Source organism: Bacteroides uniformis (genome assembly GCF_025147485.1).
GTDB lineage: Bacteria > Bacteroidota > Bacteroidia > Bacteroidales > Bacteroidaceae > Bacteroides > Bacteroides uniformis.
On sequence record NZ_CP102263.1, the window covers coordinates 4,573,177 to 4,588,610 of the forward strand.

The 15,434-nt window shown below is 46.2% G+C and carries 11 protein-coding genes; 2 read left to right on the forward strand and 9 right to left on the reverse strand.

Annotated elements, in window-relative coordinates; genetic code table 11:
* Window positions 1-12: 12 nt before the first annotated feature.
* Both icd and NQ510_RS18590 read right to left on the reverse strand, forming a co-directional pair.
* Window positions 13-1,173, reverse strand: a complete 1,161-nt coding sequence (icd, locus tag NQ510_RS18585; RefSeq protein ID WP_005827150.1) for an NADP-dependent isocitrate dehydrogenase — start codon at window positions 1,171-1,173, stop codon at window positions 13-15.
* 3 nt (window positions 1,174-1,176) lie between these two features.
* Entirely contained in the window at window positions 1,177-3,420 is a 2,244-nt protein-coding gene (locus tag NQ510_RS18590; protein WP_005827152.1) for an aconitate hydratase, read from the reverse strand.
* A gap of 132 nt (window positions 3,421-3,552) precedes the next feature.
* Here NQ510_RS18590 and NQ510_RS18595 point away from each other — a divergent pair, with 132 nt between their 5' ends.
* Entirely contained in the window at window positions 3,553-5,448 is a 1,896-nt protein-coding gene (locus NQ510_RS18595) for an AAA domain-containing protein (protein ID WP_008664043.1), read from the forward strand.
* Window positions 5,449-5,509: 61 nt separating this feature from the next.
* Here the strand turns inward: NQ510_RS18595 and ilvC are convergent, their stop codons facing one another.
* From ilvC to ilvD, 5 genes are all read right to left on the reverse strand, one after another.
* A complete protein-coding gene (ilvC, locus tag NQ510_RS18600; protein ID WP_005827157.1) occupies window positions 5,510-6,553 on the reverse strand; it encodes a ketol-acid reductoisomerase in 1,044 nt (347 codons plus the stop codon).
* A 50-nt stretch (window positions 6,554-6,603) separates the two neighbouring features.
* The gene (locus tag NQ510_RS18605) at window positions 6,604-7,353 is read right to left on the reverse strand and encodes an acyl-[acyl-carrier-protein] thioesterase (protein ID WP_034525527.1); all 750 of its coding nucleotides are present in this window, start codon (window positions 7,351-7,353) and stop codon (window positions 6,604-6,606) included.
* On the reverse strand, window positions 7,353-7,913 hold the full coding sequence (gene ilvN, locus NQ510_RS18610; RefSeq protein ID WP_005833135.1) for an acetolactate synthase small subunit: 561 nt from the start codon (window positions 7,911-7,913) through the stop codon (window positions 7,353-7,355). The genes NQ510_RS18605 and ilvN overlap by 1 nt, the downstream gene beginning before the upstream one ends.
* 32 nt (window positions 7,914-7,945) lie before the next feature.
* Entirely contained in the window at window positions 7,946-9,697 is a 1,752-nt protein-coding gene (gene ilvB / locus NQ510_RS18615; RefSeq protein ID WP_005827165.1) for a biosynthetic-type acetolactate synthase large subunit, read from the reverse strand.
* Between the two features lie 91 nt (window positions 9,698-9,788).
* Window positions 9,789-11,591 carry a dihydroxy-acid dehydratase gene (ilvD, locus tag NQ510_RS18620; RefSeq protein ID WP_005833140.1) on the reverse strand — a complete coding sequence of 601 codons (1,803 nt, stop codon included), beginning with the start codon at window positions 11,589-11,591 and terminating at the stop codon, window positions 9,789-9,791.
* 490 nt (window positions 11,592-12,081) lie between these two features.
* Here ilvD and NQ510_RS18625 point away from each other — a divergent pair, with 490 nt between their 5' ends.
* Complete coding sequence (locus NQ510_RS18625; protein WP_005827175.1) at window positions 12,082-12,654, forward strand: FKBP-type peptidyl-prolyl cis-trans isomerase; 573 nt, start codon at window positions 12,082-12,084, stop codon at window positions 12,652-12,654.
* A 99-nt stretch (window positions 12,655-12,753) separates the two neighbouring features.
* Here the strand turns inward: NQ510_RS18625 and NQ510_RS18630 are convergent, their stop codons facing one another.
* Together NQ510_RS18630 and NQ510_RS18635 are read right to left on the reverse strand one after the other, a co-directional pair.
* Window positions 12,754-14,034, reverse strand: a complete 1,281-nt coding sequence (locus NQ510_RS18630) for an L-cysteine desulfidase family protein (RefSeq protein ID WP_005827178.1) — start codon at window positions 14,032-14,034, stop codon at window positions 12,754-12,756.
* Between the two features lie 146 nt (window positions 14,035-14,180).
* Window positions 14,181-14,990: a DUF4925 domain-containing protein gene (locus NQ510_RS18635; RefSeq protein WP_005827180.1), complete on the reverse strand. Its 810-nt coding sequence runs from the start codon at window positions 14,988-14,990 to the stop codon at window positions 14,181-14,183.
* Between the last annotated feature and the right edge of the window lie 444 nt (window positions 14,991-15,434).

Genomic DNA, 15,434 nt, shown 5'->3' on the forward strand with positions numbered 1-15,434 from the left:
AATCGTTTCGTTTTATTCGTTATTCCCATTTTCTATTCTCCTTACAATCTCCCGGGTGAAAGTCGAAGTGGACAGCGAGACGCCACCCGGCATAAAACGGGCCAAGTCGGCAGTAGCACGGGCTTCTGTGAAACTTTCCTCCAAGGCGTTCTCTATAAGAGAGGCTGCTTCCTTCCAACCCAGATATTCAAGCATCATCACAGCGGAAAGGATGATGGAACAGGGATTCACAATGTCTTTCCCGGCAATGTTCGGAGCCGTCCCGTGAGTAGCCTCAAAAATGGCATGCCCCGTTTTATAGTTGATATTCGCACCCGGTGCAATGCCGATGCCGCCTACCATGGCAGCCAGTTGGTCGGACACATAATCACCGTTCAGATTCAACGTGGCAATCACGGAATATTCTTCGGGGATAAGCAACGTGTTCTGCAAGAATGCATCGGCAATGCAGTCCTTGATGACCAGACGCCCTTCTGCCAGCTCTTTACCAAACTCACATTCTGCCAGCTCGTACCCCCACTTCTTGAAACCGCCTTCCGTAAATTTCATGATGTTTCCTTTGTGTACCAAGGTCACGGAAGGCAGATGATGCTCAAGCGCGTATTGGCAGGCGGCACGCACCAAGCGCTCTGTTCCTTCTCTTGAAACGGGCTTCACGCCAAACGAGGAGGTTTCGGGAAAACGGACTTTTGTCACCCCCATGTCATCATGGAGAAAACGATAGAACTTTTCAGCCTCCGGAGTTCCGGCTTCCCATTCGATGCCTGCATAAATATCCTCGGTATTCTCACGGAATACGCACATATCCACCTTCTGCGGCTCTTTGAGTGGAGAAACAATACCCTTATACCAACGTACCGGACGTTGGCAGACATACAAATCAAGCGTCTGACGCAATGCCACGTTCAACGAACGGATACCTCCGCCGACAGGTGTTGTCAAAGGACCTTTGATGCCCACCTTATAAGTGCGGAAGGCTTCCATCGTTTCATCCGGCAGCCAGGAGCCGGTTTCGTGGAAAGCACGTTCTCCTGCCAGCACTTCTTTCCATTCAATGCCACGCCGGTCACCATAGGATTTCCTGACAGCGGCATTCACGACAGCCTGCATGGATGGGGTCACTTCTGCTCCCACTCCATCGCCGGAAATAAAAGGTACAGTAATTTTTTCCATATTCTATCTTGCATTAAGTGCAGAACCGGCCCGGAACCAGGCTATCTGCTGTTCGTTATACGTATGTTGTACTTCAAAACTTTCTTTACTCCCGTCCTCGTGATGAAGAACCACCTTCAACGTACGTCCCGAAGCAAAATCTTTCAACCCCATGACAGAAATCAGGTCGCGTTCCCGAATCTTGTCATAATCGGCCTTATCCGTAAAGGTCAGTGCCAACATGCCTTGTTTCTTTAAATTCGTCTCATGGATACGGGCAAAGCTTTTCGCCAAAATGACGCGTACATTCAAGAAGCGTGGTTCCATGGCAGCATGCTCACGGCTGGACCCTTCACCATAATTCTCTTCGGCAACGACAATGGAAGGGATACCTTCGGCCTTATACAGCTTCGCAGTGCCTGACACTGTTCCATAGGTATTGGTGGAGCGGTTCCAAACCTTGTTCGTCTCTCCATTGAAAGCATTGACAGCCCCCATCAGCATATTGTCCGAAATATTCTCCAAATGTCCCCGGAAACGGAGCCATGGCCCCGCCATAGAGATGTGGTCGGTGGTACATTTCCCTTGCACTTTAATCAATAAGGGCATATTCAGCAAGTCCATGCCATCCCAGGCAGGGAAGGGAGTCAGCAGTTGCAAGCGCTGTGAATGAGGATTGACCGTAATTTCCGTCTGTCCTTTGCCTGGAGCAATGTATCCTTCCTTTCCTCCTATAAACCCGTGTGCCGGCAGTTCTTCACCGACCGGTTCGGACAGTTTCACAACCTCTCCTTTGGCATTGACCAGCGTATCCCTCAACGGGTCGAAACAAAGGTCACCGGCAATGGTCAGCGCCATCGTTATCTCCGGGGAAGCGACGTAAGCAAAAGTGTTGGGATTTCCATCGGCACGTTTGGCAAAATTACGGTTAAAAGAGGTGACGATGGAATTTTTTCGTTCAGGGTCATCAGTATGGCGCTTCCACTGGCCAATACAAGGTCCGCAGGCATTCGCCATTATCGTTGCGCCAATATCTTCGAAAGCGGCAATCATGCCGTCGCGTTCAGCAGTGGCACGTATCTGCTCCGAACCGGGGTTGACAATCAGCGGAGAAGCAACCTTCAAATTCTTTTCCTTTACCTGCCGGGCAAGGGAGGCTGCGCGGCTCAAATCCTGATAGGACGAATTGGTACACGACCCTATCAGGCCGACTTCCATCCGGCGGGGATAGTTATTGGTTATCACTACCTCGGCAAATTTCGATATCGGTGTTGCTGCATCCGGCGTAAAGGGCCCATTGATATACGGTTCCAACAGCGAGAGGTCTATTTCAATGATGCGGTCGTAATATTTTTCCGGATTTGCCAGCACTTCGTCGTCGGCGCGAAGGTCGGCAGCTACGGAAGCAGCCATTTTTGCCACTTCTTCACGTCCGGTAGCCTTCAAATAAGTACCCATGCGCTCATCGTAAGGGAAAAGGGAGGTAGTCGCCCCCACCTCTGCCCCCATATTGCAGATGGTAGCCTTTCCAGTGGCAGACAATGAAGCGGTTCCCGGTCCAAAATATTCAATGATGGCATTGGTTCCCCCTTTTACAGTAAGAATACCCGCCAACTTCAGAATAACATCTTTGGGAGCTACCCAGCCACTCAATTTACCCTTCAAGTGTACGCCTATCAGACGCGGCATTTTCAATTCCCATTCCATGCCAGTCATCACATCCACCGCATCGGCACCACCCACACCAATGGCCACCATGCCCAAACCTCCGGCATTGGGCGTATGAGAGTCCGTGCCTACCATCATTCCACCCGGAAATGCGTAGTTCTCCAATACCACCTGGTGAATAATGCCTGCTCCCAGCTGCCAAAAACCTATGCCATAGCGGGAAGAAACATCACGGAGAAAATTATAGACCTCCTCGTTGGTCTTCGTAGCAGTCGCGATATCTTCTTTTGCACCTTTATATGCTTGAATCAAATGGTCACAGTGCACAGTGGAAGGCACGGCAACCTGCTCACGGCCTGCATTCATAAATTGCAATAAGGCCATTTGGGCCGTTGCATCCTGCATGGCCACACGGTCGGGACGGAAATTCACATAGTCTTCTCCCCGTCTGTAGTTCTTCACTTTATCCCCATCATACAAATGAGCATACAAAATTTTCTCCGCTAAAGTCATCGGACGCTGTAGTACATTCCGTACGCGTTCTATCTTCTCCGAATAAGCGGCATAAAACGTTTTGAGCATCGTTAAATCATATACCATAACCACTATTTTTTAGTTTTTCATTATTGTAAAGATTACAAATTAATATCATAAACAAATAAAAAGGCTGAATAGTTTAACAAAATAAAGCATTTTTTCCGTCGGAAGTGAAGAATGATTACCTTTGCAACCATGAAGGAACAAGATTCAAATAGTCCTATTATTCACCTCCAGCAGCAACAACTTTTGCTGCGCATGGAATACGAATACGAAAAAGAGGAATTCAAACGCCAAACCGAAAACATGGGGATTGCCCGGAAAGTGAAACGGGGACTTTGCTGGTATCCTGCCACTCCGGGACGAAGTTACTATAATTCACTGAATCAATTAGTAATAGAAATTACACACACAGAAAATACCGATATAGAACATAATTTTGAGTTCGGCCGTCCCGTATGTTTTTTCCGCCAGTCTGCCGATGGAAAAATAACCTATATGAACTTCACCGCTACCGTAAGCTATGCCGACGAGACACGGATGGTAGCGATAATGCCCGGAGCCGGTGCCGTTATGGAAGTGCAGGAAACGGACAACCTCGGCGTGCAACTTTATTTCGACGAAACATCCTATCGGACCATGTTCGAAGCCTTGGAAGATACGTTACGCTCCAAAGGCAACCGCCTGGCCGAATTGCGGGACATATTGCTGGGAACCTCGAAAGCCGGTTTCCGAGAGCTCTACCCCGTACGGTTTCCCTGGCTGAACTCCACGCAGGAGACAGCTGTAAACAAAGTGCTGTGTGCCCGCGACGTGGCCATTGTACATGGTCCTCCGGGAACCGGAAAAACGACCACCTTAGTGGAAGCCATCTATGAAACCCTGCATCGGGAACCGCAGGTACTGGTATGTGCCCAAAGCAATACTGCCGTCGACTGGATTTCGGAAAAACTTGTGGACCGTGGCGTCAATGTCCTGCGTATCGGCAATCCGACCCGTGTCAACGACAAGATGCTTTCCTTTACCTACGAGCGTCGTTTCGAGAACCATCCGCTTTATCCGGAACTGTGGAGCATCCGGAAAAATCTCCGTGAACTGGGCAGCCGTGCCCGCCGTGGCAGCTATGACGAACGCGAAGGAGTACGCAGCCGTATGAGCCGCCTGCGCGACCGCGCCACCGCATTGGAAATACAAATCAATTCAGAGCTTTTTGATGGGGCACATGTCATAGCCTCCACGCTGGTAAGCAGCAATCACCGGCTACTGAACGGACGCCGTTTCGGCACCCTTTTCATTGATGAAGCAGCCCAGGCCTTAGAGGCTGCCTGCTGGATAGCTATCCGAAAAGCAGACCGCGTGGTATTGGCGGGTGACCACTGCCAACTTCCGCCCACCATAAAATGCTACGAAGCCGCCCGTGGAGGTCTGGAACGAACATTGATGGAGAAAGTGGTGTCCAACAAACCTGCCGTTGTCTCTTTGCTGAAAGTACAATACCGCATGCACGAGGAAATCATGAAATTTCCTTCCCAATGGTTTTATAATGGCGAGTTGGAAGCCGCTTCCGAAGTGCGTTACCGGGGCATCCTGGACTGGGATACCCCCATCCACTGGATTGACACCTCCGAAATGGATTTCAAAGAAGAATTTGTGGGAGAGACTTTCGGGCGCATTAATAAGGCGGAAGCGGACCTGCTCCTATCAGAACTGAAAATCTACATCAACCGTATCAGTGGCAACCGCATTCTGGAAGAAAAAATAGACTTCGGCATCATCTCCCCTTACAAGGCACAAGTGCAATATCTCCGCAACAAGATAAAGGCAGACGCTTCACTCAAGCCTTATCGCAGCTTGTTCACTGTAAATACGGTGGATGGCTTCCAAGGGCAAGAGCGCGATGTTATCTTCATCAGCCTTGTCCGTGCCAACGAAGAAGGGCAGATAGGATTCCTGAATGATTTAAGGAGAATGAATGTAGCCATCACCCGGGCACGTATGAAGCTGGTGATATTGGGAGAGGCAGAGACGCTGAAACATCACGGTTTTTACCGGAAGCTATTGGAGTTTATTCAAAATATAGGGAATCAATAATAAAGAAATACCCCCTCCGGTAACACCGAAGAGGGTATTTCACCTATTTATATAAAGCTGATTAATTGTTTTCCGGACGAAGTTTACGAACTGTAACAGCTGTCTGCCACATTTCGCTTTCACGCAAGGCTTTCAATTCTGCATTCAGCTTCTCACGATAATCGGGTTTGGAGTTACTGTCGATAGAAATCTGAGCTTCGTTACCCGACTTCACACTTGCATACAATTTCTGTACAACCGGCTTGATGGCATCATGGAACGGGGTCATCCAATCCAGCGCACCACGCTGTGCCGTAGTAGAACAGTTGGCATACATCCAGTCCATACCATTCTTGGCAAACAATGGCATCAAAGATTGAGTCAACTCTTCCACTGTTTCATTGAATGCTTCAGAAGGAGTATGGCCGTTTTCGCGCAATACCTCATACTGAGCCAACAGTAATCCCTGGATAGCACCCATCAAGGAACCACGTTCACCGGTCAAGTCGGAAGTGGCTTCACGGATGAAAGTTGTCTCGAACAAATATCCCGAACCGATGCCGATACCCAGTGCAATCGTCTTGTCAAAAGCCTTACCCGTAGCATCCTGATAGACGGCATATGATGAGTTCAAGCCACGACCCTCGAGGAACATGGTACGAAGTGAAGTACCGGAACCTTTGGGAGCAACCATAATAACATCAATATCTTTAGGAGGAACCACGCCGGTACGGTCGTTCCAGGTAATAGCAAAACCATGAGAGAAGTAAAGAGCCTTTCCGGGAGTCAAATAAGGTTTGATAGTCGGCCATACAGACATTACAGCTGCGTCAGACAACAGACACATGATGATAGTACCTTTCTGACAAGCCTCTTCGATGCCGAACAAAGTCTCACCCGGTACCCATCCGTCAGCCACAGCCTTTTCGTATGTCTTGCCCGGACGTTGTCCTACAATCACATTGAAACCGTTATCACGCAAGTTGCAAGCCTGGCCCGGGCCTTGTACGCCATAACCGATTACTGCAATTGTTTCATCTTTCAAAATCTCACGTGCTTTTTCCAAAGGAAATTCTTCGCGGGTCATTACATTCTCAATAACACCGCCAAAATTCAATTGTGCCATTTTTTGTTTTAATTTTTATTTGTGGCTTACGCCAACGTTGATAAATTTATTTATTTCTCTGTAAACATCACTTTAGAGCGACAGACCACTTCGCTGCCATTCTTTTTCACCTCCACATCGTAAACGCCCTCACCGGCATCATCCATGAACAAAGTCAACTCATCCCCATAATAGCTTTCGGCTACATATGCCATTTCAAAACGACGGATGCGCTTCTCCTTATACATCTCTATCGGGAACAAATCAAGGATATGCTCAATGTAACGGATGCTGTTCACATGCCCGTTAATGTCAATATCACTGTATTTGGCTACCAAAGCAGCAACCGGTTCCTTTGAGGCCACCTTTATCCGCGAAGGTTTTTCTATCGGGCAAGGCTCATCGCAAACATAATCTACAATGCTGCCACTATGAAGAGCCAGCAAATCTGCCGGCTTACGGGTATTCATGCTAATCATCGCCCAAACGGAACGTGCATACCCAATCTTCTTGCCCTCCTTATCGATGATAGCGAAATTACGGTCTGTAAAAAGGCGATAGACATTCTCCACCCAAGTCTGAATGGAGAAATCTTCGTACTGATAAGGCATTTCATCCAGTTCGACAGCCAGACGGGACAATACCCAAGTATAATTGTCCTCGTTTAGAGTCGCGATGCCAAAACCGCGGTCGCTGGCATGGAAACCCGCACAATTCAACAAATGGTTGCCCAATACTCCCATTGTCAGCCGTCCGGTAAAGTCGACATGAAACGGTTCGGCAACAAACTTGTAGGTACCTATTTTATTGTTCTCGCTCATCATGATTCCTGGTGTTTACTTTGACGATATTTTGCTTCACGGTCCGCCAGATATTCATTGACACGCTCAAAGCAGCTGGTCGTAATGGCTACGCGACCCGAACGGACGAACTGAAGTACGCAATCCAACTGGCGCAACTCCTCATAAAGATTGGTTATTTCCTCACTCATGCCATTCTTCTCAACAATGGCAAATACAGCATTCACCTCCACAATACGGGCATTGTACTTACGGATTACTTTGGACACCTCCGGTTTTTCTTCCAGCGTAGGGGTCGTTATTTTATAAAGGGCAATCTCGTGCTGATAGATTTCATCATCCGTGAAATAATGGGCTTGCAGCACATCTATTTTCTTGGTAATCTGCTTGGTCACCTTTTCAATGGTATCCTTATCCGTCCAAGCGGTAATGGTATATTTATGTACCCCCTTGATGGAGGAGGCCGATACATTCAAACTCTCGATGTTTATCTGCCGGCGGGTAAACACAGCCGTCACCTGATTCAGCAAACCGGCAAAGTTTTCCGAATGAACAATGATTGTATATAGTTTTTTATCCATAGATAGAGTAAATTCTTTAATTTCGCATGACTTCAGCATTCCAACAACATCTGATTGACCGAACCGCCCGGAGGTGTCATCGGCATTACATTTCCTTCTTCCTCCACACAAGCTTCGAGCAGGAATGGTCCGTCAGTCGCTATCATCTCGTCAATCGCTTTTGCCAGCTCCTCGCGGGTCATTACCCTGCGTGCAGGAATATCATATGCCGAAGCAATCTTCATATAATCCGGATTCATCATCGGAGTAAACGAATAACGACGATTGAAGAACATCGCCTGCCATTGACGAACATTGCCCAGGAAGTTATTGTTCAACAGAATCATCTTCACCGGAGCCTTTTGTTCCATGATGGTACCCAGTTCCTGCAGGTTCATCTGCAAGCCGCCGTCTCCCATGAATACGCATACCGTGCGGTCCGGACGTCCAAAAGTGGCACCGATAGCTGCCGGAAGGCCGAAGCCCATAGTACCCAGGCCACCGGAAGTAACAATGCTACGTTCCTTGCTGTATTTGAAATAACGGGCGGACATCATCTGATTCTGGCCGACATCAGTCACCAATATCGCCTCGTTATGGGTAGCCTCACTCACAGCACGCACCACCTCACCCATGCTTAGCGCTTTTCCTGCCGGATGTAATTCCGGACGGATTACCTTTTCCTCTTCCACTTCCTCGTATTGCCGGAAACTGTCAATCCATTCCTGATGGTTGGCGGGTTCCAGCAATTGGGTAACGGCAGCCAGTGTCTCTTTGCAATCTCCCAGGACAGCAACATCAGTCTTTACATTCTTATCTATTTCGGCAGGGTCAATATCAAAGTGGATAATCTTCGCCTGCTTGGCATATGTTTCCAATTTACCCGTCACACGGTCATCAAAGCGCATGCCTACGGCGATAAGGACATCACATTTATTGGTATTGATATTGGGCCCCAGGTTACCGTGCATACCAAGCATTCCTTTGTTCAACGGATGGTCCGTAGGCAATGCGGAAAGTCCCAATAAAGTGCATCCGGCAGGCATTCCGGCTTTCTCAATGAAAGCACGAAGCTCTTGCTGGGCTTCTCCCAGCTCCACGCCTTGTCCTACCAGCACCAAAGGCCGTTCCGCACCATTTATTAATTCAGCAGCCTGCCGTATGGCCTCCGGCTCCATTTCGGGAACTGGAAGATAGCTACGGACATAGTCCACCTTAGTAGGCGCATATTCTGTTTTCTCCACTTGGGCGTTTTTAGCAAAATCCAGCACGACCGGTCCCGGACGTCCGCTCTTTGCCACATAGAAAGCACGTGCCACTGCCCAGGCCACATCTTCTGCACGACGAATCTGGTAACTCCATTTCGTGATAGGCTGAGTAATGCCTACCAAGTCCACTTCTTGAAATGCATCCGTACCCAAGAAGTTCGTCCCTACCTGGCCGGCAATGACAACGATAGGCGTACTGTCAATCATGGCATCTGCAATGCCCGTGATAGTATTGGTAGCACCCGGTCCACTGGTAACCAGACAAACGCCAACCTCGCCTGATACACGTGCAAAGCCTTGTGCCGCATGGGTTGCTCCTTGTTCATGGCGAACCAAGATGTGGTTCAATTCCTTCCGGTGGTCGTATAAGGCATCGAATACCGGCATGATGCTCCCTCCCGGATAACCGAAAATAGTCTTTACTCCCTGATGCTCCAGAGAGCGCATCAATGCTTCTGCGCCTGTTATTAGAGCCTCACCCCGACCCTCTCCTTGGGAGAGGGAGGAAAAGTTACTCTTTTTATTATTATCAGCCATACTTTATCTATTCATTATATTTAAAAGCTCAATAGTAGCTTGAAAAATTTGTTTCATTCTCTCCTCCCCTCGCTTTCGGAAAGGGGGGCTTTTAATCAATCAGCCTCACAGCCCCTTTGTCAGCGGAACTCACCATACTGGCATATGCTTTCAATGCTTTGGAGACTTCACGGTTGCGGGTTACCGGAGTCATAGGGCGTGCTGCAAGCTCTTCATCCGTCAACTTCACATTGATAGAACGGTTCGGTATATCAATTTCGATAATGTCCCCATCCTTAATCTTGCCGATATTACCACCGGCAGCCGCTTCGGGAGAAACATGTCCGATACTTAGTCCGGAAGTACCACCACTGAAACGCCCGTCGGTAATCAATGCACACTCCTTACCCAGATGGCGGGATTTGATATAAGAAGTAGGATAAAGCATCTCTTGCATACCCGGTCCACCTTTCGGCCCTTCGTGAGTGATGACGACGACGTCTCCACTGACCACCTTTCCACCCAGAATACCGTCACAAGCCGCATCTTGTGAGTCGAAGACTTTCGCTGGCCCCGTAAATTTCCAGATACTCTCGTCTACACCGGCAGTCTTGACAACGCAACCGTCCTGAGCTATATTTCCCTTCAAAACCGCCAGACCGCCATCCTTGCTGTATGCATGTTCCAAATCACGGATACAACCGGTCGCACGGTCCGTATCGAGTTCCTTATAAGACGCATTTTGTGAGCCGAGTACCAGATTGAACTTTCCGGCTGCCGCACTGGAGTATTTCTTGATTGCCTCTTTACATACATTAGAGCTGGTAATACTATACCGGTCGATTGCCTCTGCCAACGTCATTCCATCCACACGGCGGACATTCGTATCGACCAATCCGCCCTTGGCAAGCTCATCCATGATGGCAATGATGCCACCGGCACGGTTAACGTCTTGTACATGATACTTTTGGGTATTGGGAGCTACCTTGCATAAGCAGGGGGTCTTGCGAGAGAGCATGTCAATGTCGTCCATCTTAAAATCCGCTCCGGCTTCGTGAGCCACAGCCAACAAATGAAGTACTGTATTAGTGGAACCGCCCATCGCAATATCCAGCGTCATGGCATTCAAAAATGCCTCGCGAGTAGCAATACTGCGCGGGAGTACACTCTCATCCCCTTCTTCATAATATCTAAAGGCATTCGCTACAATCAACTTAGCTGCATCCTCAAACAGTCTCTTGCGATTTTCGTGAGTGGCTACAATCGTGCCGTTACCGGGCAGTGCCAATCCAATCGCTTCATTCAGGCAATTCATGGAATTAGCGGTAAACATGCCTGAGCAGCATCCGCAAGTGGGGCAGGCATGTTGCTCAATCTGTGCCACCTCTTTATCGCCCACACTTTCATCAGCAGATTTAATCATGGCATCAATCAAATCCAAATGCTGTCCGTTCCATTCCCCGGCTTCCATCGGACCGCCTGAAACAAACACAGTCGGTATATTCAGCCTCATAGCCGCCATCAACATCCCCGGAGTAATCTTGTCACAGTTACTGATGCAAACCATAGCATCCGCCTTATGGGCATTTACCATATACTCCACACTATCGGCAATGATATCTCTTGAAGGCAGGGAATAAAGCATACCGTCGTGTCCCATAGCGATACCGTCGTCAATGGCAATCGTATTGAACTCCGCAGCAAAACACCCCAGCTTTTCAATCTCTTCCTTTACAAACTGGCCTATTTCGTGCAGGTGTACATGCCCGGGGACGAATTGTGTAAATGAATTGACTATAGCGATAATGGGCTTACCCATCTGTTCCTTCTTCATACCATTCGCCGTCCACAATGCACGGGCTCCCGCCATGCGGCGACCTTGTGTGCTGAACGAGCTGCGTAACTGATGCTTCATTTTCAAATCTCCTTTTAATGAAAAAGCCTCTCCCACTATAGTGAGAAAGGCTTAATAAATTATCTTCTAACGTACGAATACATACATAACCTTTCTCACGCTCTTGATGCCACCACCACGACGCGAATAATATGCAGGACTGCCAGGTTAATAGATGTATGTAAATTCATAACTTAATTCTTCTTTTTTGTTTCAAACGTGCTGCAAAGGTAAGGGCTTTTTTATAATCTCCAAACAAATTGAAGAAAAAAATAAGATAAATATGAATAATCGTAAGAAAATATCGCCCTAAAATCCTATTTTATCACTTAACAGTTCTAAATAGAACCATTCAGACAGCCAATGTAAATGTATTGCCAATCATTGAAACCATTTAATAATCTGAAAATTACCAAAGGCTCTCTACATCCCGAAACAAATAATTCGTATCTTTGTCTCTTCAAATACTCAAAAAAACAGTATTTACTAATTAAATAAAGATAGAAAATTAATGGAAACAGTAGAAAACAAGTACATCACCGTAGCATATAAGCTGTACTCAATCGAAAACGGAGAAAAAGATTTCGAAGAAGAAGCACCCGTAGAGCATCCTTTTCAGTTTATCTCAGGTCTGGGAATGACACTCGAACCCTTTGAAGCCCAGATAAAAGACTTGCAAATAGGCGATAAATTCGACTTTACCATTCCGGCATCAGAAGCTTATGGTGAATATGACGACGACCATGTTATTGACCTCCCCAAAGAAATCTTCATGATAGAAGGAGAATTCGACAGCGATCGTGTAGTAGAAGGTGCCGTTATCCCCTTGATGACTTCTGAAGGTCAACGCATCAACGGAAGTGTGGTAGAAGTGAAGGAAGATATCGTCGTAATGGATATGAACCATCCGCTCGCAGGTTGTGACTTGAACTTCACTGGAGAAGTAGTGGAAAGCCGCCTGGCTACAAACGAAGAACTTGCCGAAGTCGCCCGTATGATGGGTGGCGGTTGCGGCAGCTGCGGTTGTGGTGACTGTGGCGACGGATGCGGCGACCATGAATGTGGAGGCGGATGCTGCCACTAGAAGAATTAAAAATGAAGAATTAAAAATGAAAGAATCAAACTACGCAATATAAGTATGCTGCATGATAATTCTTTCATTTTTAATTCTTCATTTTTTTAATTATTTACTTGTCATTATCTCCAATACCAATTTATCCGTTTCATTCATTCCTTTAGAACCGATTTTTGTCAGATTACGGATACTCTGATCCACATCCTCATCAATAATACCTTCTACGGAAGTTACACAACGGTTTTCCATGGCCATGATGGCTGAAAGTACTGCGGTTGAAACTCCGGTAGTCACTTTCAATGCACAACTAGGTTTGGCACCATCACAAATCATTCCGGTAAGATTGGCAATCATGTTCTGTACAGCATATGCCACCTGCTCATAAGTACCCCCCATTAGCCAAGTTATACCGCAACTGGAACCAGTGGCAGCAACCACACAACCGCATAAGGCGGATAACCGTCCCAAACTCTGCTTGATATAGATTACTGTCAAATGGCTCAACATCAAGGCACGAATCAATTCTTCTTCTGATTTCCCGTTTTCTTCGGCATAAATCAAAACCGGCAACGTAGCGGATATACCTTGATTACCGCTTCCTGAATTACTCATGACCGGAATCATGGCTCCTGCCATACGGGCATCGCAAGCACCGGAAGTATAAGAAAGAATATGGGAAAAAACACTGTCCCCCATAACCTTATGCTCGTAAGTACCACGAAGGATTTTTCCCAAGCCATGTCCGTAATCACCCTCAAAAGAGCTTTCTGCGGCAGCCTTATTCAGACGGGCCGTTTCGAGGATAAAACGAATTTCGTCCAACGGAGCCGTCAAAGCAAAATCATAGACTTTCCGCAAGCTTAAATCCAGCGCACCTTCCTCCTTTTCTGTGCTTGCAACAGCCTGCTTGTTCAACAGCACTTCCCCATTGCGTGCCATGTATACAAAGGAAGTGTGTCCACCTGCAATGATAGCAGTGGACTTTTCATCCCCGACCTCACAACAAACTTCAACATAAAGCTTCTCTTTAATGCCATCTTTCAGTGCTATATGGATGCGCTTTTCATCTATAAAACGTCTTCCTTCTTCCACGGCATCGGGATTACAATCCTTCAATACCTCCAGTTGATATTCCGATTTACCGATTAAGGCACCAAGCGCTACTGCAATAGGCAGCCCAATCATTCCTGTACCGGGAATTCCTACGCCCATCGCGTTCTTCAAGATATTGGCACTTAAAAGAACCGTTATCTTTTCCGGATGTCTGCCCAATACTTCCGCAGCTTTTGCCACACACAATGCCACAGCTATAGGTTCTGTGCAACCTATAGCAGGAACGACCTCGGATTTAACCAAATCAATAATCTGTTGTCTTTCCGTTTTTGTCATATTTATTCAATTTAGATGCAGACAAAGGTAATGTATTTTATTCTATAATAGAAGGAATAGAAGGAATAAAATAAATCCCACTATTAAGACATTGCTTAATAGTGGGATTCCCTATCTTAAGTTGTTATCTTCCTGTCTAAATTAGATTACTTTTTCAAATTCAAACCCAATTCAAACTTTGTAGTTTTTGACATTGCAGTCGGAAGGTCTCCCAATATAGCTTTTATCATAGGACCAAAACTACCTAATGCATCCGGATCATCAGGAATCAATTCTGCAATTGCCGGTCCCATAGCAGCAATAGTAGTCATAAGTTCTTTATCAATAAAGATTTTCACTTCTTCATTATTATTAGACAACGCATAATTCACAGGGATTCCATTCTTCACAAGTTCCAACAATTGAGATATAACAGTAGTTATATCAGCTTTAGTATTAGCATCGGCTATTATTTTTTCCAGATTCAGGAAAAGCAACATTTTACCATTCCCCTGCAATTTAAAGGTTGCATAATCTGCCGGTGAAGTCTCCCATACCGGAGTTATTGGCTTCTCACCTGAAAGATCTATCCCTGCAGAAGAATAAGTGGCCACTATATTACCGTCAGCACTCAAAGTAACATCCTGCAATACCTGCGGCAATATCACAGACCCCATCTGTATAGCTAACGACGGAATAGCACTTACCGGCAAAAATAATAGATATGTGTCCTCAGGTGCCTCCCATGTCATAAAAACACTACCTCCGATCACCGAATTATTTTCATCCAATTCAACAGCCGGAACTTTCCAAGTACCAATAACCGGGTCTTTAATCTTATCATCGTCGTCATCACTACAAGCAGTGAACAAACTCATAGAGCAAATCAACGCAAATAAAAAAAACAAATTCTTTTTCATACTTAAAAAAACATATTTAGTTAATAAAAAAATCTCCCAAGAGATAATTGTCTCCATTTTAAAGAGAAAATGCAAAGGAACACTTTTTAGAAATACTGAGCAAGGTCTTTTCTAAAAAAAGGATGTTCCATTTTTAAGATATCCCTTATTAATCCAAGTAGAAGGATTCCACAAAAAACAATTGTTCGCTTCTTATCAATCATAAGTTGATCTTATATCAATGTAGAGTTTTCAAGTATTGACACTGAAGGTACCAATACATTGAACTGCATTAGGACCGATATACAAATGATATTCAACAACTTAACACAGCTCATCTTTAATATGATTAGTACCGAACCGCTTCTTTTGCCTCTCTACACTGCAAAATAGCCACCACAAGGAACCTATTGTTTGCAAAAAAATACATTCTATTCAAACGAATCCCAAAAAAAGTTGTTATCTTTATAAAGTCAAAAGCATTTCCTATAAAGCGTATTGGCACATTAACCTCATATATAA